Source organism: Actinocatenispora sera (genome assembly GCF_018324685.1).
Lineage (GTDB): Bacteria > Actinomycetota > Actinomycetes > Mycobacteriales > Micromonosporaceae > Actinocatenispora > Actinocatenispora sera.
Genome location: NZ_AP023354.1, coordinates 1,636,542 through 1,661,773, shown reverse-complemented (window position 1 = coordinate 1,661,773; position 25,232 = coordinate 1,636,542). Strand labels below are relative to the sequence as shown.

The 25,232-nt window shown below is 74.0% G+C and carries 21 protein-coding genes, 4 tRNA genes and 1 pseudogene; 9 read left to right on the top strand and 17 right to left on the bottom strand.

The features are described 5' to 3' along the window. Positions 1 to 1,259: 1,259 nt before the first annotated feature. From Asera_RS07935 to idi, 5 genes are all read right to left on the bottom strand, one after another. A tRNA-Phe gene (locus Asera_RS07935) sits at positions 1,260 to 1,336 on the bottom strand. Positions 1,337 to 1,604: 268 nt separating this feature from the next. Next, positions 1,605 to 1,678, bottom strand: a tRNA-Asp gene (locus tag Asera_RS07930). A 20-nt stretch (positions 1,679 to 1,698) separates the two neighbouring features. After that, positions 1,699 to 1,771 (bottom strand) — tRNA-Glu (locus Asera_RS07925). A 214-nt stretch (positions 1,772 to 1,985) separates the two neighbouring features. After that, positions 1,986 to 2,771 (bottom strand): polysaccharide deacetylase family protein, encoded by a 786-nt coding sequence (locus Asera_RS07920; RefSeq protein WP_030447767.1) that lies wholly within the window; start codon positions 2,769 to 2,771, stop codon positions 1,986 to 1,988. Positions 2,772 to 3,146: 375 nt separating this feature from the next. After that, entirely contained in the window at positions 3,147 to 3,689 is a 543-nt protein-coding gene (idi, locus tag Asera_RS07915; protein WP_030447766.1) for an isopentenyl-diphosphate Delta-isomerase, read from the bottom strand. Between the two features lie 453 nt (positions 3,690 to 4,142). Between idi and Asera_RS07910 the strand changes: the two are divergent. Then, positions 4,143 to 4,996, top strand: a pseudogene (locus Asera_RS07910) (phytoene/squalene synthase family protein). Positions 4,997 to 5,338: 342 nt separating this feature from the next. Next, positions 5,339 to 6,721 (top strand): TIGR01777 family oxidoreductase, encoded by a 1,383-nt coding sequence (locus tag Asera_RS07905; protein WP_051802587.1) that lies wholly within the window; start codon positions 5,339 to 5,341, stop codon positions 6,719 to 6,721. Between the two features lie 90 nt (positions 6,722 to 6,811). On the opposite strand, the gene Asera_RS07900 is transcribed toward Asera_RS07905, so the two are convergent. From Asera_RS07900 to Asera_RS07885, 4 genes are all read right to left on the bottom strand, one after another. Next, positions 6,812 to 7,144 (bottom strand): cupin domain-containing protein, encoded by a 333-nt coding sequence (locus Asera_RS07900; protein ID WP_030447763.1) that lies wholly within the window; start codon positions 7,142 to 7,144, stop codon positions 6,812 to 6,814. 88 nt (positions 7,145 to 7,232) lie between these two features. Then, positions 7,233 to 8,153, bottom strand: coding sequence for an ABC transporter permease (locus tag Asera_RS07895; RefSeq protein ID WP_030447762.1), 921 nt, complete (start codon positions 8,151 to 8,153; stop codon positions 7,233 to 7,235). Next, positions 8,143 to 8,928 (bottom strand): ABC transporter ATP-binding protein, encoded by a 786-nt coding sequence (locus Asera_RS07890; protein ID WP_084132127.1) that lies wholly within the window; start codon positions 8,926 to 8,928, stop codon positions 8,143 to 8,145. The genes Asera_RS07895 and Asera_RS07890 overlap by 11 nt, the downstream gene beginning before the upstream one ends. Then, positions 8,925 to 9,974: an ABC transporter substrate-binding protein gene (locus Asera_RS07885; protein ID WP_030447760.1), complete on the bottom strand. Its 1,050-nt coding sequence runs from the start codon at positions 9,972 to 9,974 to the stop codon at positions 8,925 to 8,927. Before Asera_RS07885 ends, Asera_RS07890 begins: the two co-directional genes overlap by 4 nt. 783 nt (positions 9,975 to 10,757) lie before the next feature. Here Asera_RS07885 and Asera_RS07880 point away from each other — a divergent pair. The 4 genes from Asera_RS07880 to deoD all read left to right on the top strand — a co-directional run bounded on the left by Asera_RS07880 (position 10,758) and on the right by deoD (position 13,231). Beyond that, positions 10,758 to 10,991: a DUF2795 domain-containing protein gene (locus Asera_RS07880; RefSeq protein WP_030447759.1), complete on the top strand. Its 234-nt coding sequence runs from the start codon at positions 10,758 to 10,760 to the stop codon at positions 10,989 to 10,991. A gap of 121 nt (positions 10,992 to 11,112) precedes the next feature. Beyond that, the gene (locus Asera_RS07875) at positions 11,113 to 12,231 is read left to right on the top strand and encodes a pyridoxal phosphate-dependent aminotransferase (protein WP_030447758.1); all 1,119 of its coding nucleotides are present in this window, start codon (positions 11,113 to 11,115) and stop codon (positions 12,229 to 12,231) included. A gap of 49 nt (positions 12,232 to 12,280) precedes the next feature. After that, positions 12,281 to 12,367 (top strand) — tRNA-Ser (locus tag Asera_RS07870). A 150-nt stretch (positions 12,368 to 12,517) separates the two neighbouring features. Then, positions 12,518 to 13,231, top strand: a complete 714-nt coding sequence (deoD, locus tag Asera_RS07865; protein ID WP_030447757.1) for a purine-nucleoside phosphorylase — start codon at positions 12,518 to 12,520, stop codon at positions 13,229 to 13,231. A gap of 28 nt (positions 13,232 to 13,259) precedes the next feature. Here deoD and aroA read toward each other — a convergent pair whose 3' ends face one another. The 6 genes from aroA to Asera_RS07835 all read right to left on the bottom strand — a co-directional run bounded on the left by aroA (position 13,260) and on the right by Asera_RS07835 (position 18,517). Next, the gene (gene aroA / locus Asera_RS07860; RefSeq protein ID WP_030447756.1) at positions 13,260 to 14,540 is read right to left on the bottom strand and encodes a 3-phosphoshikimate 1-carboxyvinyltransferase; all 1,281 of its coding nucleotides are present in this window, start codon (positions 14,538 to 14,540) and stop codon (positions 13,260 to 13,262) included. 72 nt (positions 14,541 to 14,612) lie between these two features. Then, on the bottom strand, positions 14,613 to 15,035 hold the full coding sequence (locus Asera_RS07855; RefSeq protein ID WP_030447755.1) for a nucleoside deaminase: 423 nt from the start codon (positions 15,033 to 15,035) through the stop codon (positions 14,613 to 14,615). 29 nt (positions 15,036 to 15,064) lie between these two features. Then, positions 15,065 to 15,583, bottom strand: coding sequence for a tRNA adenosine deaminase-associated protein (locus Asera_RS07850; RefSeq protein WP_030447754.1), 519 nt, complete (start codon positions 15,581 to 15,583; stop codon positions 15,065 to 15,067). Between the two features lie 364 nt (positions 15,584 to 15,947). Continuing rightward, a complete protein-coding gene (locus Asera_RS07845; RefSeq protein ID WP_212804530.1) occupies positions 15,948 to 16,112 on the bottom strand; it encodes a hypothetical protein in 165 nt (54 codons plus the stop codon). Between the two features lie 462 nt (positions 16,113 to 16,574). Beyond that, entirely contained in the window at positions 16,575 to 17,237 is a 663-nt protein-coding gene (locus Asera_RS07840) for a hypothetical protein (protein ID WP_035297528.1), read from the bottom strand. A 125-nt stretch (positions 17,238 to 17,362) separates the two neighbouring features. After that, positions 17,363 to 18,517 (bottom strand): PQQ-binding-like beta-propeller repeat protein, encoded by a 1,155-nt coding sequence (locus Asera_RS07835; RefSeq protein WP_030447752.1) that lies wholly within the window; start codon positions 18,515 to 18,517, stop codon positions 17,363 to 17,365. Between the two features lie 281 nt (positions 18,518 to 18,798). On the opposite strand from Asera_RS07835, the gene Asera_RS07830 reads away from it, so the two are divergent. Next, the gene (locus Asera_RS07830; protein WP_244843783.1) at positions 18,799 to 19,773 is read left to right on the top strand and encodes a prephenate dehydrogenase; all 975 of its coding nucleotides are present in this window, start codon (positions 18,799 to 18,801) and stop codon (positions 19,771 to 19,773) included. Positions 19,774 to 19,920: 147 nt separating this feature from the next. Here Asera_RS07830 and mtnA read toward each other — a convergent pair whose 3' ends face one another. Next, positions 19,921 to 21,123 (bottom strand): S-methyl-5-thioribose-1-phosphate isomerase, encoded by a 1,203-nt coding sequence (gene mtnA, locus Asera_RS07825; protein WP_035297527.1) that lies wholly within the window; start codon positions 21,121 to 21,123, stop codon positions 19,921 to 19,923. A gap of 377 nt (positions 21,124 to 21,500) precedes the next feature. Here mtnA and Asera_RS07820 point away from each other — a divergent pair, with 377 nt between their 5' ends. Together Asera_RS07820 and Asera_RS07815 are read left to right on the top strand one after the other, a co-directional pair. Further along, positions 21,501 to 22,538: a PHP domain-containing protein gene (locus Asera_RS07820; protein WP_030447749.1), complete on the top strand. Its 1,038-nt coding sequence runs from the start codon at positions 21,501 to 21,503 to the stop codon at positions 22,536 to 22,538. 300 nt (positions 22,539 to 22,838) lie between these two features. Beyond that, a complete protein-coding gene (locus Asera_RS07815; RefSeq protein ID WP_030447748.1) occupies positions 22,839 to 24,494 on the top strand; it encodes a DUF885 domain-containing protein in 1,656 nt (551 codons plus the stop codon). Positions 24,495 to 24,627: 133 nt separating this feature from the next. Here the strand turns inward: Asera_RS07815 and Asera_RS07810 are convergent, their stop codons facing one another. Then, on the bottom strand, positions 24,628 to 24,969 hold the full coding sequence (locus tag Asera_RS07810) for a DUF3024 domain-containing protein (protein WP_244844159.1): 342 nt from the start codon (positions 24,967 to 24,969) through the stop codon (positions 24,628 to 24,630). Positions 24,970 to 25,232: the final 263 nt, after the last annotated feature.

Below are 25,232 nucleotides of genomic sequence, written 5' to 3'. Positions count from 1 at the left end.
GTGCCTGACTCGAGATGTACTTGACACTCGAGCTCCAAGTACACATTGAACTGGCGTGAACCCGAGATTACTTCGACGCGGGTTGATCGCAGCCCACTCAGGTTAGTAGCGACCGCAACGAATCCACTACCGTTGTCCGCCGTGGCGGCCACTCGTACATTATTGCAGACTGTCCGATTCAATAGCGCTTGAGCGTCGGCTGCGAAATCGCGCGCCTTCGTCTGCAGCTTAGAGTGTGCCACCGATTAAGAACCAAAGCTTCCGAGCCGCAGTCGAACTGAAGTGTCCGGTTGCGTGCTGCGAGACAAGATCGTCATAACTCAGGTTCAACGCCCGAAGTTCCCGACCAGCCATCTCGCGCCACTGATCGGACGAGAGCATCGTGACAACCCCGTCACTTGGTTGTCCAAGCGGTGGCGGTGGTGGTGGTGGTACGGCCAACGGTCTCGCCTCCTCAGCTCGGCTTCACCAGGATACTGGCCTTTCCACCTGTCCGATACCACCCGAACGTCTGGGCTGCACTGCCGAATTAGTCTCTACTGGATCAAGGCGCCGCTGACGCGGCGCAGGCGCCGGGCACGGTCCGGGAAGGCCCGCCCGCCTACGGCCTGGCGGCCTCGGCGGGCGGAAGGCCGGCCCGCACCCGGCGCCGCCGTCGACAAGCACCGCCAGGACCAGGACGAGCTGTCGGGCACGGCCTTACGCTCGCCTCTGCGTGGCCGCTGTTCGCAGTGGTTCCGGGCGAGCGCTGCCGCGATGGCCCAACCCCGGGGCCATCTTGCCCCCGAGACCCGCCGGGCACGGTCCGCCGGACGAGACGAGCCGTATGCAGCATTCCGGCCTTCACCGCCTGGCCGTGCCCGAGCACCGCGGCCCGAGCCGCACACAGATCGAGAGCATGCCTCCTGCGGGGCGCTCAGGCTCCGGGATGGGCGGGGAGAGCCAGCGAGTACCGGTCGATGCGTGGTTGCCGAGAGAGCGTCCATCCCGCCCGCCGACGACCCAGGCGAAGCCGTAGCAGACCTGTCCTGTCTGGCGAAGGTCGTTCGTCCAGTTGGGCGCTCCACCTTCACCAGACAGGACAGCCCCGCTACCCCAGAGGGTGGGCCGACGGCAGACGGGATGGACAGACCGCGTGCGATCCGCGTGCGATAAGGGGCAGATGATCAAGGCGAATCACGGTCACTCGCGGGCAGTCGCAAGAGAGTTCGATAATCGCCGAAAAAGTAGAAGGACCAGGCGAAATGCCTGGTCCTCTGTGGTGGTCAGGGGCGGGGTCGAACCGCCGACCTTCCGCTTTTCAGGCGGACGCTCGTACCAACTGAGCTACCTGACCGCAGCATGCTCGCCACATCGTACCCGCCCACCCGGCGAGCCTCCCACCCGGTTCCCGTACCCACCGAGAGCCCCGGCCCACGCGTACGCACCGCAAGACGAGAGCCCGAGCGCACAGCACGCGGGCAAGCCGACAGCGAACGGCGACACGAGCTCGGGGGTGCCGGGGGGCGAAGCCCCCTCCGGCGCGGGGTCTGGGGGCTGCGCCCCCAGGAAACACAAAGCCGGCGTGTGTTCGCGCTTTCCGCGAACACACGCCGGCCAGTCGGCGGTCCCGACGGGACTTGAACCCGCGACCTCCGCCTTGACAGGGCGGCGAGCACTCCAACTGCTCCACGGGACCTGGTCCGGAAGACCCGGTCGTGCCCCCAACGGGATTCGAACCCGTGCTACCGCCTTGAAAGGGCGGCGTCCTGGGCCACTAGACGATGAGGGCGCTTGGCTGTTGCTGAACCATGATGGCAGAACCATCTTGGCACCGTGCAACCGGACCCAGCACCTCCGCCGGCCTGCCGTTGGAAGCGACGCAAGCATACGTGACGCCGCCCCGCCGTCCAAATCCGATCCCCGGCACCCGCGGGCCTCCGGGTCCACCGGCCCGACCACCCGGACCACACCGGGCCCTTGACCCGGTCGCCCGGCTGGAGCCCCTAGAGGCGAATCAGGTCGTACCGGCGGGAAAGGTACGGCAGCAGCGTGCGCAGCGCGGCGTACGTGTGTGAGCGGTCGCCGCCGCCGTCGTGCATCAGCACGATCGATCCGTGGCCGGTGTTCGATTTCACGTTCGCGATGATCGAGCTGGTCGGCGGGCGCTTCCAGTCGGACGGGTCGACGGACCAGCCGAGCGGCGCCATGCCGAGCTGGTGGGACACCCGGACGATGCGCTTCGACCAGTTCCCGCCGGGCTGCCGGTAGTAACGCACGGTGGCCCCGGGTGCCGCCTTGCGGATGGCCCGGTCGGTCCGGGTCAGCTCGGACCGGATGTACTTGGTGGATCGCTGGGACATGAACTCGTCGTGGTCCCAGGAGTGGTTGCACAAGGTGTGGCCACCGGCGATGATCCGGGCGACCAGCTTCGGGTACTCCTTGACCTGCTCGCCGATCAGGCAGAACGTCGCGTGCAGGTGGTGGCGCTTCAGCAGCGCCAGTACCTTCGGCGTCCACACCGGGCTGGGGCCGTCGTCGAAGGTGAGCGCGACCGCGGCGGTTCCGGTGGTGCGCAGCGAACCGCTGGGGCCGTCGCCACCGCCGGGCAGAGCGGTCGACCTGACCAGCCGCGCCTGCACGCTCGGTGACGGGCTCGCGGTCGGCGACGGCGAATGTGATCGGGGCCGGGCGGCGCCCGGCCCCCCGGCCCGTGCGGGCGCGCTCCCGCATCCCGCGGGCAGCAGCGTCAGCCCCAGCGCCGCCACCACCAGTCGCCAACGATGCCGCATCTGCCCCACCTCGTCCGGTTAGCCATCCCCGGGTCAGGTTAGAACGGCTCGGCACGGCATCGACGTGCCGGAGTGTTTGAGTTCTGACACGCCGGATGCGCGGTGTGGCCGGGAAATCGCGCAGCGTCAGCCGCGCCGCGACGCACGCCGGCCGGCACGGCGGTATCCGGGTGGTCGGCGCCTCAGGTGTTCCGCGCCTCAGCCGTACGCCGCCCAGGCGCACGGCGCCTCAGGAGCACGGCTTCGGGTGTGCGGCGGCGCCGCTGGAGCCCGGCTTCCGGTGTGCGGCGGCGCCTCTGGAGGCCGGCATCGAGTGTGCGGCGGCGCCGCCGGAACGTCCGGGTTCGGGTGTGCGGCGCCTCAGGAGTGTCCGGGTCAGGACTTCAGGACGGCGGGTTCGGCGAGCCGGAGGACGCCGGGCAGCCACGGCGTGTACGAGTCGGGGTCGGCCTCGACGGCCGACCGCAGCTCCGGCAGCGACACCCAGCGCCACTGCCCCACCTCGGCCGGATCGGGGTCCGGGGTCGCGCCGTCGACGTAGCCGACGAGGACGTGGTCGTGTTCGTCCTCGACCCGGTTGGTCGCGGCGTCCTCGGCCCGGTAGTCGAACTCGCCGACCTCGCGCAGCTCGACCCCGGTGACGCCCATCTCCTCGGCGAGCCGTTGCGCCGCCGACGCGGCCAGGTCGCCGTTCGGCGCCGGGTGGCCGCAGCAGGTGTTCGACCAGCGCAGCGGGAACCGGGTCTTCGAGGCCGCGCGGCGCTGCAGCAGCACCCCGTCCGGTCCGGCGAGCAGTACCGAGTAGGCACGGTGATGCCGCCCGGGCAGGGTGTGCGCCTCGGCCACGGTGCACGTGCCGATCCCCCGGCCCGCCGCATCGACCAGTTCGACAGGGTGTACTTCCCGGTTTTCCGGCATGCTCGCTCCCGGCATCGCGCGGCGCGCCGGGCCGGGCCCGACGCCTGGTACCGGATGCGACGGTACCGCTCACACCGGGGCGGGGGCCGCAACACCGACCCGGCGGGTGCGTGAGAATCGTCGTGGATCGACGGGGAGGGGCCGGACGACGTGTCTGTGCGCGGGCTGGAGCCGGACGGCGAGTCGACAGGCCCGCCGAAACCAGACGGCGCGCCGAACCCACACGACGCGTCAACCAGCACGCCCAAACCACACGACGCGTCAACCGGCGCGCCGAAACCAGACGACGGGTCGACCGGCACGCCGAAGCCGGATGGCAGGGAGCCGCTGGGCGCCACGGCAGAGCCGGACGGCAGGGAGCCGCTGGACCCCACGAGCTGGGCGGAGCCGGGCGGCGGGCGGGAGCTGGTGGGCGTCGCGGGCTGGGCGGAGCCGGGCGGCGGCGGGGAGCCGCTGGACGCCGCGTACCGGCGGTGCCGGGCGCTGCACCGGCGGCACGGCCGGACGTACTACCTGGCCACGATGCTGCTGCCGGCCTGGAAGCGGCGGCACGTGCACGCGCTCTACGGATTCAGCCGGTACGCGGACGATGCGGTGGACTGCGGCGGCCCGGTCGCGGCGCGGGAGGCGGCGCTGCGCGGGTTCGTCGCCCGGTTCGAGGCGGGGCTGGCCGGCGAGCGGGTGGCCGACCCGATCCTGCCGGCGGTGCTGCACACCATCCGGGTGTTCGACCTGGACGTCGCCGACTTCCGGACGTTCCTGGCCAGCATGGCGATGGATCTGACGGTGACCGACTACCCCGCTGGTCCGACCTGTGCGAGTACATGGCGGGCTCGGCGGCGGCGATCGGGTCGATGATGCTGCCGATCCTGGGTACCGAGCGGGTGCCGGTTGCCGCCGCGCGCGAGGCGGCGCGCGGGCTCGGGGTGGCGTTCCAGCTGACGAACTTCATCCGGGACGTGCGCGAGGACTCCGATCGCGGCCGGGTGTACCTGCCGGGCGAGGACCTGGCCCGGTTCGGCGTGACCCGGCCGATGCTGGCCGCGCCGACCGCGAACCGGGCGGTACGGGCGCTGATCGCGTTCGAGGTCGCCCGCGCGCACGAGCTGTACGAGGCGGCCATGCCCGGGATCGAGCTGCTCAGCCGGTCCGCCCGCCCCGGCATCCGAGCCGCGGCCGTGCTGTACCGGGGCATCCTCGACGAGGTGACCCGCGCCGACTTCGACGTACTGGCCCGCCGCGCCCGGGTACCCCGCCGGCGCCGCGCCGCGGTCGCCGCCCGCGAGTTGGCCCGGCTCGCCTGGTGACCGGCGCGTGGCGGGCGGCTGGCGGACGACGCGGCACGCTCGGCGGCTGCACCTCGCCGCCGTCCCCGGGCGTGTTCGTGCCGAGCCCCGCCGTCCCCAGCCGATGATCGAACCAAGCCCCGCCGTCACCAGCGATGATCGAACCAAGCCCCGCCGTCACCGGCCGATGTTCGAGCCGGGCGCCGCCGTCCGCGGGCGATGCTCGTCCGGGCGCGGCGGCCACAGCGGGCACGCACGTCCCCGAGTGCGGTGATACCGGGGTTCGGCGGGACGAACCTGGCGGGTTGGTGATCGGGCGGGGCCGGAGCGGGCAGACTGGGAGGTCCGCGGTGGGAGGTTGGTGTGCACAGGTTCACGGCCGAGACGTCGCTGCCACATCCGGTGCGGGAGGTGTTCGACTGGCACACCCGGCCGGGCGCGATCCGGCGGCTGCTACCGCCATGGGAGCCGGTCACGGTGGCGCAGGAGGCGCCGGACCTGACCGAGGGGGCCGAGGCGATCCTGCGGCTGGCCGGCGCGCCGGCTTCGATCGCACCGCGCTGGGTGGCCCGGCACACCGGGCTGGAGCCGCCGCACGAGTTCACCGACGTGCAGATCTCCGGGCCGTTCGACAGCTGGCGGCACCGGCACGTGTTCGACGCCGAAGAGGGCGGCACCGGGCTGCGCGACGAGGTGTCGTACCAGCTGCCGCTCGGGGCGGCCGGTGAGCTGGCCGCCGGGCAGGTGCAGGCGCGGCTGCGCCGGATGTTCGCGTACCGGCACCGGCAGCTGGCCGACGATCTCGCCGCGCACGCCGCGGCCGGCGGCCCGCCGCTGACGGTGGCGGTGGCCGGCGCGTCCGGGCTGATCGGGCAGGCGCTCGCCGCGTTCCTGACCACCGGCGGGCACCGGGTGATCCGGCTCGTCCGGCGCACCCCGCGGGTGCCCGACGAGGTGTACTGGGACCCCGAACGCGCCTCGCTCGACCCGGCCGCGCTGCGGTCGGCGGACGCGGTGGTCAACCTCGCCGGCGCGCCGATCGCCGGCCGGTTCACCCACGCGCACAAGGACGCGGTGCGCCGCAGCCGGATCCTCGGTACCGGCCTGCTCGCCCGGACGCTCGTCACGCTGCGGCGGGAGGGGGCCGGGCCGCGGGTGTTCGTGTCCGGCTCGGCGATCGGGTACTACGGGGCGGATCGCGGCGCGGAGCGGGTCGACGAGGAGTCCGGCCCGGGCACCGACTTCCTGGCCACCCTGGTCCGGGAGTGGGAGGCGGCGGCGGGGCCGGCGCGGGAGGCCGGCGTGCGGGTCGTGCAGGTGCGCACCGGTGTCGTGCAGTCGCCGGCCGGCGGGATGCTCCACTACCAGTTGCCGCAGTTCCTGGCCGCCGCCGGTGGCCGGCTCGGGCCGGGCGACCAGTGGCTGTCCTGGGTGTCGATCGACGACATCGTCGGGATCTTCCACCACGCGCTGACCAACGACGAGGTGTCCGGCGCGGTCAACGGCGTCGCGCCGGCGCCGGTCACGAACGCCTCCTACACCGCGACGCTCGCCGGCGTGCTGCACCGGCCGGCGGTCCTGCCGGTACCGGCGTTCGCGCCGCGGCTGCTGTTCGGCGGTGAGGGGGCCAACCTGACCGTACTGGCCAGCCAGAACGTGCACCCCGACGTGCTGGCCCGCACCGGCTACCGGTTCCGTCAGCCCGACCTGGAGTCCTGCCTGCGCCACGTCCTCGGCCGCACCTGAATCGACCACGGTCGTCGATCACGGCGCGCACACCGAACGCGCGTGCGCCACGCCGTGACCTCACGACCGACGTGGCGGGCGGCCGCGGGGTCAGCGCAGGGGGACGGCGGTCAGGAGGATGGCGGAGTCCTCCAGGGCGGTGACGTTGTGGCGGGCGTGCGGAACGTTGATCAGGTCGCCCTCCGCGCCGTCCCAGGACACCTCGTCGGCGGCGAGCCGGATCCGGCCGGACAGCACCAGTACGGTCGCCTCGCCGGGGTTGTCGTGGTCGCTGAGCACCTCGCCGGCGGCCAGCCCGATCACCGTCTGGCGCAGCCGCCGCTCGTGCCCGCCGTACACGGTGGACGCGCTGCGGCCGTTGGCCGACCGCAGCGCGGCGGCCAGCTGCTCGCGGGCCAGGGCGGTGAGTGACGCCTTCTCCATGCCCGACTCCCTCCGGCGGTCCGACGCCGACCGTACCGGCAGCGAACGGTCCGCGCACGCCGAACGCGCCCAACTGCGCGGCGACCGGTCAGGTCATCCCGCGGCGGCGGCGGATCGCGTTGTTGGCGGCGCCGAACCCGGCGTCCACCAGCAGGCCGATCGCCAGGATGACGATCATGATGCCGATCAGGTGCAGCGAGTCGGACTGGTCCCGGTAGACGCCGAGCAGCTGGCCGAGCGCCGGCCGGTTCGCGATGGTCACCAGCAGCTCCCCCGCCATCAGGCTGTGCCAGGCGAACGCCCAGCCCTGCTTCATCCCGGCCAGTACCGATGGCAGCGCGGCGGGCGCGATCACGTGCCGGTACAGGCCGACGCCGCGAGCGCCGAGGTTACGCCCGACCCGTACCAGCACCGGTGGTACGTAGTCGACGCCGGCGATGACGCCGTTGGCGATGGCGGGTGCGGCGCCGAGGACGATGACGAACTCGATCGCCCCCTCGGTCAGCTGGTACAGCAGGATCGCCAGCGGGAACCAGGCGATCGACGGCATGGTCTGCAGCGCGGTGATCATGGAGCCGATCGCGGCGCGCAGCACCCGGATGCGGGCGACCAGGATGCCCAGCACGAAGCCGACGACCGCGGCGAACGCGAAGCCGGTCACCGCGCGGCGCATCGTGGTGGCGACCGCGGACGCGAAGTCGGCGGTCGGAACGATGTCGGCGAGCCCGCGGGCCACCGCGACCGGACCGGGCAGCAGGTAGTCCGGCTTCCACCCGGACCAGACCACCAGCTGCCAGCCGATCAGCACGAGTACCAGCGCGAGCAGTTTCGGCCAGGCGCCGCGCCCGATCCGGGTCCACCACCGGTCCCGGCCACCACCGGCCAGCTCCAGCGCGTCCAGCCCGGCCAGCTCCCGCCCGGACCCGCCGCGGGTTGCCGCCCGACCGGTGGGTGCAGCGGGGCGGACCGCGGACGAGCGGACCGGGTCGTGGTTGGTGTCAGTGGCCATGGCGGCGTACCTCCGCGCGCAGCCGGGCGGTCACCTCGGCGGCGACCGCGGCGGTCTCCGGCGAGTCCATCCGGCGCGGTCGCGGTGCGTCGACCGTGGTCTGCCAGACGGCCCGGCCGGGGCGGCTGGACAGCAGCACGATGCGATCGCCGAGCCGGGCGGCCTCCCGTACGTTGTGGGTCACGAACAGCACGGCCGGCCGGCGCTGCTGCCAGAGCGCCTCCAGCTCGTCGTGCAGCAGGTCGCGGGTCATCGCATCGAGGGCGCCGAACGGCTCGTCCATCAGCAGTACCGGGCGCTCCAGCGCCAGGGTGCGGGCGAGCGCGACGCGCTGCCGCATCCCGCCGGACAGCTGGTGCGGCCGGCGCTGCGCGAACTCCGCGAGGTGTACCGAGGCGAGCAGGTCGCGGGCGCGTTCCCGGCGTTCGGCGCGGCCCACGCCGGCGAGCCGGAGCGGCAGTTCGACGTTGCCGGCGACGGTCAGCCACGGGTAGAGCGCGGGTTCCTGGAACATCAGCACCGGCCGGCCCGGCACGGTGAGTTCGCCCGCGGTCGGCGCGTCCAGCCCGGCGACCAGCGACAGCAGGGTCGACTTGCCGCAGCCGGAGGCGCCCACCACGCAGACGAACTCGCCGGGCGCCACGTCGAGCGAGATCTCGTCCAGCGCGAGTACCGCGCCGGCGCCGCGCCCGTGCACCTTGCTCACCGCGTCGATCCGTACCGCGGGCGCCGTCACCGCACCGCCGGGTGCCGGGGTACCGGCCGCGGCGGTCACGGCGTGCCCGCCGAGACGGTGGGTTCGCCGGCGGCCTTGAGCACCTCGTTCAGCGGATCGAGCTGGTAGATGCCGTCGAGGTCGACCGGGTCGAGCAGGTCGACGGACTCGGCGTGCTTGGCGCCGGCGATCAGCGTGGTGGCGAGCGGGTCGTTGGTGAACTCGATCTTCGGCCACGCCTGCCTGACCAGCGCCAGGTCGAGCGGCTTGCCGGACACCGTGCCGATCTGTTGGGACACCACCCGTTGCGCGGCGGCCGGCTGCTTCTTCAGGTAGTCGACGGTCTGCACCTGGCCGCGCAGCAGCCGGGTCACCACGTCCGGGTGCGCCTTGGCGAAGTCCTTGCGTACCAGCAGATCGGTGACGACGAACGTGCCGCCGGGCCACAGGGACCGCTCGTCGACCAGTACGTGGCCGCCCGCGCCGGCGATCTGCGACGCGTACGGCTCGGGGATCCAGGCACCGTCGATCGCCCCCGACTTGTACGCGGTGACCGCGTCGCCGTTGGCCATCGGCTTGATGTGCACGTCGCCGCCGCCGGACTTGGTGGTCGACAGCCCGTGCTTGGCGAGGAAGTACCGCGCGGAGACGTCCTGGGTGTTGCCGAGTTGCGGGGTGGCGATGTCGGCGCCCTTGAGGTCCGACCAGCTCGTGATCTTCTTGTCGACCACCAGCGCGGCGCCGCCGGACGCGGCGCCCGCGATCACCTCGACGGCGCTGCCGTGGCTCTGCGCCCAGGCGTTGACGGTCGGGTTGGGCCCGACGTACGCGGCGTCGATGGAGCCGGAGAGCAGCGCGGTGACCGCGTCCGGACCGGCGTTGAACGAGGTGGGCTCGAGCGTGGTGCCGGAGCCGAGGGCCTTGGCGTACCGGCCGGTGCCGATGCCGACGAGCGGTACCGCGTGCGTGACGTTCGGGAAGTAGCCCAGGCGCAACGTGGTCGTGCCGCCGGTGGCGGAGCCGGAACCGGGCGAGCAGCCGGCGAGTCCGCTGAGCCCGAGCAGTCCAGCGGCGGTCACGGCGAACAGGCGGCGGCGTGCGGTCATCGGCTTACCCTCTAACTCGATCGGTTTTATAGAGAATGCGACGGCGGGGCGCCGCTCGTCAACCGCGACATCGGCGTGGGCTCGGCGACACGCCCGAGCCCGCGAGCGGCGGCGGAAATGTGGGACAGCTCATATGCACGCAGACGAGACGAAAAGAAATCACCAGATCGATCAACTTTTCCGGCACTTCGTGCGTCTGGATAGGTGACGGCATGATCGCGATGCGACTCCACGAAGGACCTGGGTGGAGCGCTCGGTCACCCGTGCCCGCGGCTGCGATGCGGCGGAATCCATTGCCCCACAAGGGTTTTCCCGCCCGACTATGGTTCCGTTGCCGCTGCCCCGGCGGCGACCTGCGGTCGCCGGCACGCGGGCAGGGGCACGAGACGCGCGGTGCGGTGCCGCTGGGGCATCGCACCGCGCCACAGCCACACACCGCACCATGCGGCCCCGGTCCCCTCGCCAGGACCGGGGCCGCCCCACGCCAGGGCACGACAGGTACCGCAGGGTGCACCGGGTGGCGGCACGACAGGTACCGCAGGCTGCACCGGGTGGCGCCGGCGCTGCCGTCCCGCGATCGTGACGCTGGCTCGATGCGCCGATCTTGTCTGCGACCAGATCGTGGTGACTGGCGGCACGCCGGAACTCCGATCGGGCGAACCCGCGCGTCCACCACCGCCGGCGCGTCGTTGATCCAGGCGTACGGCCACCGACCCGCGCCGCACTCCCCACTCGCCGCCGGTCGCCACGACGGCGGGATCCGTTGCTACGTACGGAGTTCCGATGACGCTTGCGCTCGCCACCGACGCCACCACGGTCACCCGGATCGAAATCGCCGACCACGTCGAGTCGGCGTTCGCCGCCGGCGCGGCGACCCGCGCCGACCTGCTCACCGCCGCCCGCTCCACCGGGGCCCGGCCCGCGCTGCTCGCGGTGCTCGGCGACCTGCCCGACCGCCCGTACGCCGAGCTGCGCCAGCTCTGGACCGACCTGCCCGAGGTCCCCATCGCCCGCTGACGCGCGCACCCCGGCCGCGTCGACCGCCCGGCGGTTCGCAACGCCGGAGCGGTCCGCGCGAGGGCCAGCGGGCGTGGATTGGCCCTTGGCGGCCGCTGCCCCGCACGCCAGGATCGGCGCCATGGCACGGTTCCCACTCAGCACGATGTCGAACCTCATCGACGTCTCGGTCCGGTACGACCTGGCCGAAAGCACCTGCCCGGCGCTGCGGGTCGACGAGATCATCGACCCGGCCGAACTCGCCGCGCTGACGCTCGGCTACGGCACCTCGCCTGGCGACGCCGACCTGCGGGCGCTCGTCGCCGCCGACACCGGAGTACGCCCGGAGCAGGTCCTGGTGACGACCGGTGCCGCCGGCGCGATGGCGCTGCTCGCCCTCGACCGCAGCCCCGGCCGGGTCCTCGTCGTCGGCCCCTGCTTCCCCCCGGCCAGTACGGTGCCGGCCGGGCTCGGCGCCGAGGTCGACGTGGTGTCCGGCCGGTTCGACGACGGGTACCGGCTGCCGGTCGACGCCGTCGCCGACCGGCTCACCGACACGACCCGGCTGGTCTCGCTCGCCTCGCCGCAGAACCCGGCCGGCGTCCGCTACACCGACGACGAGCTCGCGGCGCTGCTCGCCGCGGTCACCGAACGCGCCGCACCCGACGCGATCGTGCTGGTCGACGAGACGTACCGCGCCTCCACCTACGGCGCCACGCCCGTCCCGCCGTCCGCGGCGACGCTGTCGCCCCGGGTGGTCACCTGCTCGTCGCTGTCGAAGGCGCACGGCGCGCCGGGGCTGCGGCTCGGCTGGCTCACCTGCACCGACCCCGAGCCGTACGAGCGGCTGCGGAACGCGAAGTTCGTCACCGCGCTGTCCAGTGCGCGGATCGACGAGGTGCTCGGCGCCGCCGTACTGCGCCGGCAGCGCGAACTGCTCGCCCCGCGCGCCGCGTTGCTCACCCGTACCCTCGCGACGCTGTCGAGCTGGGTGGACACCATGCCGGTCGACCTGGTCCGGCCGGACGGCGGCGCGCTGTGCTGCGTCCGGCTGTCCCCGGAACGGATCCCGGACGGCGCGGTACCCGCGTTCTACGCGCGGCTGGCCGAACTGGACACCCGGGTCGAGCCGGGCGGCACCTTCGGCGAGGCGGACCGGGTGTTCCGGCTCGGCTTCGGCAACCTGCCCGAGGCCGACTTCGCCGAGGCCCTGTCCCGCCTCGGCGACGCCGTGCGCGCCGCGACCACCGCAGCCGCCTGAGCACCGGGGGACTGAAGCCGGCTCGGGCCCATCCGGTACAGTCCTTCGCGGTGGTGTGTCCGAGCGGCCTAAGGAGCACGCCTCGAAAGCGTGTGAGGGTTCACGCCCTCCGTGGGTTCAAATCCCACCACCACCGCGCCTGAACAGGCAGAACGCCGGGCGCCTCGGAAGAGGCAGACCCGGCGTTCTGTCTGTGGTCCCAGTTTTGGTCTCACTGCTCGTTTCGGGCCGGTACGGCGGCGCGCCGGTCTCTGCATCCGGGGCGCCGCGCGGAACTGGAGTGATCATGAGTACGCACATCGGGGCGGAGCGCGGGCAGATCGCCGAGCGGGTGCTGATGCCCGGCGACCCGCTGCGGGCGAAGTGGATCGCGGAGACCTTCCTCACCGACGCGACCTGCTATTCGACCGTGCGCAACATGTTCGGCTTCACCGGCACGTACCGGGGGGTGCCGGTGTCGGTGCAGGGCTCCGGGATGGGCATCCCGTCGATCTCCATCTACGCGCACGAGCTGATCAACGACTACGGCGCGAAGACGCTGGTACGGGTGGGCAGCTGCGGTGCGCTGGCCGACTCGCTGCAGCTGCGGGACGTGATCGCGGCGATCGGCGCGAGCACCGACTCGGCGATCAACCGGCAGCGGTTCGACGGCATGATCGACTATGCCCCGGTGGCCGACTTCGGGCTGCTGCGCGGCGCGGTGGACGCGGCGGCCGGGCGCGACATCGACGTCAAGGTCGGCCAGGTGCTGTCCGCGGACGTGTTCTACACCGACCGGCCGGACCTGCCGGAGCGGCTCGCCGGCTACGGCGTGCTGGCGGTGGAGATGGAGGCGGCGGCGCTGTACACGCTCGCGGCCAAGTTCGACGTGCGCGCGCTGGCGCTGCTGACCGTGTCCGACCACATCGTCCGCGGCGAGGCGCTGCCCGCCGCCGACCGGGAGCGCTCGTTCTCCCAGATGGTCGAGATCGCCCTCGACACCGTCACCGCCGAGGCCTGACCGCGGCCCGCCCACCGGCGGAGCGCGGTCAGCGGAGCGAGTCGAGCACCTCGAAGTAGGTGGGGAACGTCTTGGCGACGCAGCCGGGGTCGGCGATCTCGATGCCCGGGCTGCGCAGGCCCAGCAGGGCCAGGCTCATCGCCATCCGATGGTCGTCGTAGGTCTGGAACGTCGTCGGCCGCGGCGGCCCGGGGTGGATGGTGAAGCCGTCCTCGTCCTCGGTGGCGTCGATGCCGGCCCGGCGCAGCTCGGTGACCACGGCGGCGATCCGGTCGGTCTCCTTGCCCCGGATGAAGCCGATTCCACGCACCCGGGTCGGCGAGTCCGCGTACACCGCGACCGCGGCGAGCGTCTGCGCGGTGTCGGAGATGTCGGCCATGTCGACGTCGATGCCGTGCAGGGTGCCGGTGCCGCGCACGGTGATCTCGTCCGCGCCCCGCTCCACCTGCGCGCCCATCTTCGCCAGCAGGTCGACGAACGCCACGTCACCCTGCAGCGGGTCGGCGCCGAACCCGGGCACCGTGATCCGGCCGCCGGTGAGCGCCGCCGCGGCGAACAGGTACGAGGCGGCGCTCGCGTCCGGCTCGACCGGGTACTCGGTCGCCGAGTACGCCCCCGCCGGCACCGACACCAGCGTCTCGGTGACGTCCGCCCCCGCACCGAACGCGGCCATCACCCGGCCCGTCATCCGCACGTACGGCACGGACACCAGCGGCGTCGCGACCCGTACGGCGAGGCCGGCCGGCAGCAGCGGCGCGGCGAGCATCAGCCCGGACAGGAACTGGCTCGACAGGTGACCCGGGATGGTCACCTCCCGCGCCGTCAGCGGACCGGCGACCTCGACCGGCAGGTACCCGGGGCGATCCAGCGGTCGCACCGACGCACCGAGCTCGACCAGCGCCTCCAGCAGCGGACCGAACGGCCGGGCCCGCAGCTGCGCCGACCCGTCCACCACCACCGGGGTCGCGGTCAGCGCCGCCGCCGGCAACACGAACCGCGAGGTGGTACCGGACTGCCGGGCGTCCACGGTCGCGCGACCGGTGCCGTCGCCGATCGCGGCGCCGACGCCGTGCACCACCATCCGGGCGGCGGACTCGTCGGTGTCCACCGCGACGCCGAGATCGCGTAGCGCGCCGACCATGGCCGCGGTGTCGTCGGCGAACAGCGCACCGGTCAGCGTGCTGGTACCGGTGGCGAGCGCGGCGCACAGCAGCGCCCGGTTGGTCACGCTCTTCGAGCCGGGTGCCGGCACCTCGGCGTCCGGCGGGGCGGTCAGCGGCGCGACGGCCCGTACCTCACGGTCGGTCATGCACCCATGGTGCCGCCGGGCCCGGGCCGCCCCGGCACCGCCCCCGCCGCGTCCCATCCTCCGAAGCGCAGGTCAGCGGCCGAAGAAGGTACGGATCAGGGCGCCGCACTCGTCCGCCAGCACCTCGGGGTAGACCTCGGGGCGGTGGTTGAGCCGGCGGTCACGCACCACGTCCCACAGCGAGCCGACCGCGCCGGCCTTCGGATCCCAGGCGCCGAACACCAGCGTGTCGATCCGGGCCAGGACCAGCGCACCCGCGCACATCGTGCACGGCTCCAGCGTCACCGCGAGCGTGCAGCCGGTCAGCCGCCACTCGCCGACCGCCGCCGCGGCCCGGCGCAACGCCAGCACCTCGGCGTGCGCGGTCGGGTCGCCGACCGCCTCGCGCTCGTTGGCCGCCGCGGCGAGCTCCACCCCGTCCGCGTCGACGACGACCGCACCGATGGGTACGTCGCCGGCCGGCGCGGCCGCCGCCACCGCGAGCGCGCGTCGCATCAGCTCGGGGTGGCTGGCCGGCGGCAGGCTCAGCGCAGCTCCTCGACCGCGTCGGCGCAGCCGAGAACCGCGCAGATCTCGGTCGTCACGTCGCTCGGCATCATGCCCTCACCGGCGCACAGCTCGACCAGCTTCTGGCCGGAGATGCCCAGATCGGCGAGGAGGTCGGAGTCGCCGACCGGCTCGATGTCGTCGGCGTTGCCGGCCGGCTGCTCCGGCGCCTCGTAGTCGTCGTCCTCGTCCGGCAGCTCGATCGTGTCGTGCCGGTCCTGGTCACCCAGCAGCACGGCGCCGAGCGGCGACTCGTCCACGAACGCCGCATCCGAGCCGAAGACCCGCAGGTCCTCGCCCTCGTCCAGGCGCAGCACCGCCAGGTACTCGTCGTCGACCTCGACGAACAGCAGCGACACGGACGCGTCGACGTCCACGTCGCGCAGCAGGTCGGCGACGTCCTCCACGTCCGCCAGGTCGGCCGGCCGACCCAGATCCAACTCGGAGACAGCCCAGTCGCGTGGTCCGCGAGCCGCCGCGACAGCGAAGTACGACACGATCCCCCCGGGGCACGTGTAGGAGATGATCGACGCCCGGCCCGGCGGAACACCGAGCCGACGTCTCACGGAGATTGTGTGTGGGCGCCCCGGGCCGTCAGCAGCCCGGCCGTCGGATGTACGGCAGGTCACTGACCGGCGGTGCGGCCACAGCGAAATCGTAGACCGAAGCGCGGGGAACGCAGACCCCGCGCCGGGTTCTGTTTCACGGCGGTCCGGCGCCGCTCGCGACCCGGGGTACGAGAACGTCCGCGTCCGGGTCGAACGACGGACGCGGTACGGCCGGCGACGGTGGCCGGCCCGGGAATCGAGACTCGGGGCCGTTCGACGTCCGCGGCCCGGAGGAGCCTCGCTCGGCGGGGTCCTAGACGGCCTCGCGGCGGCGGCGGGTGGCGATCAGTTCGCGCAGCCGGTCGACCTGGGCCCGGCGGGGGGCGACCCGGTCCCGCAGTGCCTTCGCGTCGGACAGCTCGGCGAGCAGCTGCAGTCGCCGGCGTCGCCGCTCAGGGTCGAGCCGCTGCAACTTCATGGGGGCATGCCGCGAATGTGCCGGGCCGGCGCGGCCAGCGTCAAGTCCGGGCGCGGTTTTGCAGTCGACCCCACACGGTGGGTACGCATCCGGCAACCTGCCGGGTTGGTTCCGGTACCGTCCGTCGCGGTGCCGGCCGGACACGGCCGTTCCACTGACACCTCCGAATAGCGGTCCGCGAGGTCCGCACGGGAAAGGCCGCCGCGCCCGGCGCGACGTTCCTGCCAGCCGGCACCCCCGCGCAGGACCTCCCCAGAACCGCGACCTTAGGGTCTGTTTCGGAGCCCCCGGCCGAGCGAGGCGAGTCCCGTTTGTCTGCTCGCAAGGCGGAGGGCAGTTCGTGTGCCGGGCTTGCACACGGGCTGTCCGACAACGCCGCGAGCGGGCAAACGGGGCCGCCGCAGCCGGCACGCGGGACTCCGAAACAGACCCTAGAGGGTGCAACGGAACAGCGCGGCGAAATCACCAAAGCAGCCAGTGCCCGGTGAAAGCGCTGACGACCGTCACGATCCCGGCAATACCGAGACAGCAGCCGGCGGTGGCGGCCACACCGACCGCGACACCGCGGTCGCCGTACCGCAGCAGCGCGAGGGCGGCCAGCAGGGCGAGCGCGGCGGCGCCGAGCGCGCTCCACGCGTACGCCCGGGCGGACCAGCTGATCGCGGCGAACATGCCGAACCAGACGACGGTCGAACCGATCCCGGCCCACACCGCGCGGGCCCGGATCGGGTGCGGTTCGCGATAGTACGGCCGGGGCGGGGGGATGGCCGCCGGCGTCCACGGCACCCCGGGACGCGGCCACCCCGGCCTCCCGGCATGCGGGCCGGGTGCCGGCCACGCCGGCCCCGGGCCGTCCCAGCCGGGCGGCGGGCCGGGGCGACGGTGCCCGGTCGGGTAGGCGGCGGGAGCCGGCAGGCCGCCCGCGGGGCGTCCGGCGGCCGGCCAGGGCCGCCGCGCCGGCCAGCCCGTCGGGCCGGCCGGGACCGGCGCCGGGTGGGTGCCGGCGCCGTCGGCCGGGCGGTCGGTGGCGGCGAGCCCCGCCCCGTACGACGAGGGCGGCGTGTCCGGTGGCGCCCAGCCGGCGGGGTCGTCCGACCCGTCCGGCCGCTGGCTGCGCTCGACCATGCCCACCTCCCTTGGAGCCCCGTGCAGAACGGATCGTCGGCGCCGATGCCACTCGGTGCGGACCTCCCAGACCGAAGCGTACCGGGGCCGTACCGCACGGCGGGCGGCCCCGACGACGGCGCCGGTCAGCGGGCGAACTGGGCGAATCGGGACTTGGCCAGCGTGTCGCCGAACGTGGTGAACGCGCCGCCCACCGCGAGCGAGTGCCGGGACGCCGACGCGGCCAGCACGATCACCCCGACCGTCGAGTTGGCCTGCGGCGCCCAGCCGAGCAGCCGCCCGGACGAATCGGCGGCGAACAGCTTCTGCCGGCGCTGGTTGCCGTCCAGGCAGTCGCCGTTGGTGTTCGCCACCCGCGCGGTGGTGCACGCGTGATCGAAGTGCCCGCCGGCGTAGACCACCCCGTCCAGCACCGTCACGTCGGACAGGTCGCCGTCCGCGGTCAGCGTCCAGCGGAGCCGGCCGGACCGGTCGTACGACGCGAGCCGGCCGCCGGGACCGGCCATCGCCGCGTACACGGTGTCGCCGGCGATCGTGACGTGATGCACGGCGTACCCGGCGTGGCCGGCGAAGCCGGTGTCGAGCGCACCGGTCGTGGCGGAGACCGCGGCGAGCCGGGCGTGCCCGCCGGCACCGTCGACCGCGCCGAACGTACCGCCCAGGTACACGCGGGAGCCGGACACCGCGATGCTGTGGACGGTGCCGTCCAGGTCGGGCCGGAACGAGGCGTCCAGGGTGTTGCCGGACAGGTCGAAGGCGGCCGCGTGCGCGCGGCTGGCCCCGTCCACGCTGCGGAACGTACCGCCCGCGTACAGCCGGCCGCGGGCGACGGTGAGCGCGTTCGGCGCGGTGGAGGTGCTGTGCCGGAACGTGTCGTCGACCGCGCCGCTGCCGGCGGCGGCGACCCTGGCCAGGTGCCGGTGCGCCCGGCCGCCGACGGTCGTGAACGAGCCGCCCAGGTAGACCGAGCCGCCGCTGACCGCCAGGGCGGTGACCGGACCGTTCACCGCCGGCGCCCAGCCGGTCAGCGCGCCGGTCGCGGCGTCGACCGCGGCCACGTACCCGCGCGCGACCCGCCTGCCGTTCGCCACCGCGACGGTGAACGAGCCGCCGAGGTAGATCGTGTCCCCGCTGTACGCGACGGCCCGGACCTGGTCGTCGAACCCCGGCGTGGCGGACTGCGGGGTCGCCGACACCGTCGCGGTCGCGGCGCCCGCCGGCGCGGTACCGGCGAGCACCAAGGTCACCCCGGCGGCGACGGCCGCCGCGGCCCCACGCACGCCGGTTCCGCGCACGCCGGTTCCGCGCACGCCGGTTCCGCGCACGCCGGCCCCGCGGACGCCGGCCCGGCGCGCCGGACGCAACCGGGAGGCGAACGCCACGCGCCCGCTGGCCTTCCGGCGCGTGCCGGTCGGCCGGACGGCCGTACGCCGCCTCGTCAGGAGGCTGATCGACGCTCGCATGAACCCTCCGAAGCAACAGATTGTGAATGTATGGTCACAATCTGCCCTCTTCGGGGTCAGCGGTTCGCGCGACGCGCCGCTGTGCCACGCTGTTGCGCGTGACGCGGCGGACCGTGACGGTGATCGGCCTCGGCCTGATCGGCGGCTCGATCCTGCGCGCCGCCGCCCGCGCCGGTCACGACTGCCGCGGCTTCGACCACGACCCGGCCACCCGCGCCGCCGCCCGCGAGGCCGGCACCTCGGGGCGGGAGGATGGCGATCCGGCCCCGGGCGGCTGGCGGATCGACGACTCGCCCGCCACGGCGGCGGACGGCGCGGACCTGATCGTGCTCGCCGTACCACCGGCGGCGCTGCCCGCGGTGCTCGGCCCCCTCGCCGGCCACCCCGGGATCGTCACCGACGTGGCGTCGGTCAAGCAGCCCGCGCTCGCCGCGGCCCGGCCCGCCGGCGTACGGTTCGTCGCCGGTCATCCGATGGCCGGCCGGGAGCTGTCCGGCTTCGCCGCCGGCGACGCCGCGCTGTTCGAGGACCGGCCCTGGGTGTTGTGCCTGGACGAGCCGACCGTGCTCGCCGACTGGCTGGCCGTCGCCGAGTTCGCGCGCTCGCTCGGCGCCCGGGTGGTACCGGCCACCGCCGCCGAGCACGACGACGCCGTCGCCCGGGTCAGCCACCTGCCCCACCTCGCCGCCACCGCGCTCGCCGCGCAGGCTGCCGGGCCGCTACCGGCCAGCCTGGCGGCCGGATCGTTCGCGGACGGTACCCGGGTCGCGGCCAGCGCACCCGCGCTGTGGGCGGACATCTGCGCCGCGAACGCCCCCGCGGTACGCGCCGCCCTCGACCGGCTGATCGCCGACCTCACCGCGGCGCGCGCCGCGCTCGACCCGCCGGCGTCGGCATCGGCGCTGGAACCGTGGTTCGGCACCGGCCACGCGGTACGCGCCGACTGGCCGCCCACCGCGGGCCGGCCCGTCCCGGTACCGCCCGAGCGGGACGCCCTGCTGGCACTCGGCCGCGCCGGCGGCTGGCTCACCGACATCACCGGCACCGAGCTCACCGCCGTCCTCCCCCGCTGAGCCACCGGATCACAGCTCACCGCCGTCCTCCCCCGCCGAGCCACCGGATCACAGCTCACCGCCGTCCCCCGCGCCGAGCCACCCGATCAGGGGCCCGGCGTGCCGCCCGGCTCCGGGATCGGCAGCGGAAGTGGGCGCACCCCTCGATCAGCGCACGCTGGGGCGGATGATGCGGCGGTCGGTGACGATCGCGGTGATCAGGTCGTGCGGGGTGACGTCGAACGCGGGGTTCGCCGCCTCGGCACCGTCCGGGGTCGTGCGGTGCCCGGCGAACGCCAACACCTCGCCGGCCGGCCGGTCCTCGATCGGTACGTCCGCGCCGGTCGCGGTCGCCTCGTCCACTGTGGACTCCGGCGCCACCACGAGGAACGGGATGCCGGCGCGCGCGGCACCGAGCGCATGCGCGTAGCTGCCCACCTTGTTCACCACGTCGCCGTTGGCGCAGATCCGGTCCGCGCCGAGGATCACCGCGTCGACCTCGCCGCGCGCCATCAGGAACGGTCCGGCACCGTCGACCGCGACCCGGAACGGTACCTTCGCCTCCCGCAGTTCCCAGGCCGTCAGCCGGGCGCCCTGCAACAGCGGCCGGGTCTCCGACGCGATCACCCCGGCCAGCACCCCGCGCCGGTGCAGCTCGGTGACGACGGCCAGCGCGGTACCCCCGGTGACGGTCGCGAGCCCGCCGGTGTTGCAGTGCGTCAGCAGCCGTGCCGACGGGCCGACGAGTTCGGTCACCAGGTCGGCACCCCGGGCGGCCATCGCCTGCGAACTCGCGATCTCCTCGTCCCGCAGGGCCAGCGCCTCGGCCAGCACCGCGTCCGGTCCGGCCGGGATCCGGGCCGCGGCCCGGTCCACCCCGCGAGCCAGGTTCACCGCCGTCGGCCGGGCCCGGCGCAGCGCCTCGACGTCGGCGGCCAACCGCTCCCCGACCCGACCCGACGCGGCGCTGTGCGCGTCGCCGACAGCGGACGCCGCGCTGTGTGCGTCATGGCCAGCGGACGTGGCACTGTGTGCGCCACGGACAGCCGACGCCGCGCTGACCGCGTCACCGAACGCGGCGTTGGCTGCGTCGCGGGCAGCGGGCGCGGCGCCGCGGGCGGAAGCGGCGTTGGCTGCGTCGCGGGCAGCGGGCGCGGGGCTCGTTGCGTGGCGGGCGGCGGCGAGGGCCACGCCGAGCGCGCCGGCGACGCCGAGCGCCGGCGCTCCCCGTACCGCCAGGCGCGCGATCGCGTCGACCACCTCGGTGGTGGTCCGCAGCCGCAACATCCGGGTGGTGTCCGGCAGCGCGGTCTGGTCGACGATCTCGATCGCCGGCCCGTCCGCGTCGGACACCCAGTCGATCGTCCGCATCCTGCCACCGTACCGGCGTCCGCCGCTCCTCCTACCGTGGCGAGCCCTCGCCCCACCGAGTCCAAGGACCTGAGGCCGGCACCCACGTCGATCAGGGGTCGCGGCGGCGTGCCTGGCCGCGACTCGCGTACCCAACTCCATGATCGACGCTCCCGACGGCGCCAGCCCGAGACGACGCTCCCGACCGGGGGCCATGCCAAGACGACGCTCCCGACCGGCGCCAGCCCGGGATCGACGCTCCCGACCGGGGGCCATGCCAAGACGACGCTCCCGACCGGCGCCAGCCCGGGATCGACGATCCCGGCGGCGCCCGGTGCGCGTCGCTCTCCTCGATCGTCGGCGGGGCGTCGGAGCCGGGACGACCGTAGGATCGGCGGATGGGTACGGAGGGGGCGCGCGATCCGGTGGCGGATCTGCGGCGCATCGCGTTCCTCCTGGAGCGCGCCGGCGAGGCGACGTACCGGGTGCGCGCGTTCCGGCGCGCCGCCGGCACCGTGGCGGACCTCGACGCCGGGGAGATCGACGCGCGGGTCGCCGCCGGTACCGTCGGGGAGCTGCCGGGCATCGGCGCGGTCACCGAACGCTGCATCGTCGAGTCGTTGCGCGGCGAGGAGCCGGTGTACCTGCGCCGGTTGCTCGCCACCGCCGGCCGGTCCGTCGACGCGGACGGTGCTGCGTTGCGGGCCCTGCTGCGCGGTGACCTGCACAGCCACACCGACGCGTCGGACGGCGGTTCGCCGCTGGCCGAGATGGCGGCGGCGGCGATCGACCTGGGCCACGACTACCTCGCGATCACCGACCATTCGCCCCGGTTGACGGTGGCGAACGGCCTGTCCGCGGACCGCCTGCGGGCCCAGCTGGGCCAGATCCGCGCGCTGGCGCCGGCGGTGGCGCCGTTCCGGCTGCTGACCGGCATCGAGGTGGACATCGACGCGGACGGCACGCTGGACCAGGAGCCGGCGCTGCTGGCCGAGCTGGACGTCGTCGTCGCGAGCCTCCACAGTGGACTGCGCGGCAGCCGGGACGTGGTCACCGGCCGGATGCTCGCCGCGATCGGCTCGGGGCAGATGGACGTGCTCGGCCACTGCACCGGCCGGATGGTGACCGGCAAGCGGCACCGGCCGGAGAGCGACTTCGACGCCGAACGGGTGTTCGCCGCCGCGGCGGCGGCCGACGTGGCGATCGAGGTCAACTGCCGGCCGGAGCGGCTGGACCCGCCGAAACGGTTGCTGCGACTGGCGATCGAGGCCGGCTGCCTGTTCTCCATCGACAGCGACGCGCACGCGCCCGGCCAGCTCGACTGGCTGCCGTACGGGTGTGCCCGCGCCGCGGCCTGCGGCATCGACCCGGACCGGGTGGTCGACACCTGGCCGGTCGAACGGCTGCTGGAGTGGACCGGTCGCCGGCGCGGCTGAGCCACCCGCCGGTCGGCGTCGATCCGCCCCCGGCCCGAGGCGCCGGCGCAGCCGGGCCCCGCCGGCGGTCGGCCCCGCAAGCCGGCCGTACCGGGTACGGCCGAACAGCTGCCGGGCCGTCCGACCGGGTGCTCGGCGCGCAGCGCGGCGAGCCGGTCGGTCGCCAGCACGGGCACCGGCACGGCCGCCCGGCCATACGTCCGGGTCGGGCATCGACCCGGTTCCGGTACGGCCGAGCGGCCATAACGGAAGGCCATAACGGGGAGTGCGGAAGCAGCCCGGTCGCGTACTGTCCGGGCCGTGGGACGTATTGACGAGATTGCCGACCGGTACGTGGACGACTGGGCCGCCCTTGATCCGGCCGGTGCCACCGAGGCCGGCGTGGTCGGCCACGACGACGAAATGCCCGACCTGACCCCGGACGGGTACGCGGCGCGGGCCGAGCTGAACCGGCGGGTGCTGGCCGAACTGGCCGGCGTCGAGCCGGCGGACGAGCGGGAACGCGCGGCCAAGGCGGCGATGCAGGAGCGGCTCGGCCTGGAGGTCGAGATCGCCGACGCCGGCGAGGACCGCGAGATGAACGTGATCGCGAGCCCGGTGCACGGGCTGCGGCAGACGTTCGACCTGATGCCGCTGGCCGGGGAGGAGGCGGCGAACAACGTCGCGACCCGGCTGGAGAAGCTGCCCCGGGCGCTCGACCAGCTGCGTACGACGCTGTCCGCGGACGCCGCCGCCGGCCGGGTCGCGTCCCGCCGGCAGCTCGCCGCGTGCGTCGAGCAGTACCAGGAATGGACCGGTACGGACGACTTCTTCGGCGGCCTGGCCGCCCGGGTCGGCGCCGAGGGCACGCTGGGTGCCCGCCTCGCCGCCGCCGCAGCGAGCGCCCGGCAGGCCGTCGACGGTTTCGGCGCGTTCGTGACCCGGGACCTGCTGCCGCGCGCCGCCGAGTCGGACGCGGCCGGCCTGGAGAAGTACCAGCGGGCGTCGCGCTACTTCCTCGGCGCCAGCATCGACCTGGCCGAGACGTACGAGTGGGGCTGGCAGGAGCTTGCCCGGATCGAGACCGAGATGCGCAAGGTGGCCGGCCAGATCGTGCCCGGCAGCAGCTCGATCGTCGAGGCGGCCGCGGCCCTGGACGCCGACCCGAAGCGCCGGATCGCCGGCAAGGACGCGTTCCGGGAGTGGATGCAGCGGCAGGCCGACGAGGCGATCGCGGCGGTCGACGGCGTGCACTTCGACATCCCGGACCCGGTGCGCACGATCGAGGCGTGCATCGCGCCGACCTCGGACGGCGCGATCTACTACACGCCGCCGAGCGAGGACTGGGCCCGTCCCGGCCGGATGTGGTGGGCGGTGCCGAACGGCGTCGAGGACTTCGCCACCTGGCGCGAGGTGACGACCGTGTACCACGAGGGCGTGCCCGGCCACCACCTGCAGGTCGGCCAGACCGTGTACCGCTCGGAGCTGCTGAACCGCTGGCAGCGGCTGCTGTGCTGGGTGTCCGGCTCCGGCGAGGGCTGGGCGCTGTACGCGGAGCGGCTGATGGACGACCTGGGCTTCCTGTCCGACCCGGGCGCCCGGCTGGGCATGCTGGACGCGCAGTCGTTCCGGGCCACCCGGGTCATCATCGACATCGGCATGCACCTGCAGCTGAAGATCCCCGCCGGTACCGGCTTCCACGAGGGCGAGACGTGGACCCCGGAGCTGGGCTGGGAGTTCCTGCGCGCGCACTGCCGGATGGAGGACGAGTTCCTGCGCTTCGAGCTGCTGCGCTACCTGGGCTGGCCGGGCCAGGCCCCGGCGTACAAGGTGGGCGAGCGGATGTGGCTCGCCGCCCGCGAGGAGGCCAAGGCGCGCAAGGGCGCCGACTTCGACCTGAAGGCGTTCCACGCCGCCGCGCTCGACCTCGGTTCGATCGGCCTCGACCCGCTGCGCGAGGCGCTCGCCCGCCTCTGACCGCTCCGTACGACGAAGGGGCCCGCCACACCGGCGGGCCCCTTCGTCGTCGTGCGCACCGCGCCCCGCCGCCCGACCCGGCGCCGGCGGGGCGGTATCGGCGTGCGCGGCGCCGGCCCGAAACGACGCGCGGTCAGGTCCAGAAGATGCCGTGCGGATTGGTCTCGATGGTGGTGAGCAGCGGTCCGGGGCCGGACGCGGCCGGCACGTCCGGGGCCGGGTGCCACCGGTTGTGGCTGTCGGACCAGTGCAGGGTCCACTCGCCTCCGTCCGGCGGGGGCGGGGTGTAGCGCAGCTGGGCGACCCGGGTCTCGGTCCAGTCGGGGCCGAGTTCGGGCATGAACGGCGGCCGGCACTCGACGATGGTGATGCTGCGGCCGCGGAGGCGGTACTCGACCCGCACCTGGTCGCGCAGCTGGTTCGGCACCCGCCGATCGCACCAGCGGGCGATCTGCCGTAGCTGCAACTCCGGCACGGCCGACAACGCGCCACCTCCCCACGCCACGGTTCCTTGAACCGTACGTGCCGTCGCGGTGCTCTAGCCACGGTTCGCGCGCACCAGCGGCTCTGTTCACAGCCGGCACGACTTATCCACAGTTGTCCACAGAGCCCGGCCGGTTGTCCACAGGTAACGCACCCGCTTATCCACAGATTTGTCCCCATCCGACCCCGGCAGTCCCCGCTCGGTGCGGTGGTTTTCCACAGTCCTTCCCTCGGGGCATCGACCCCGATACCGTG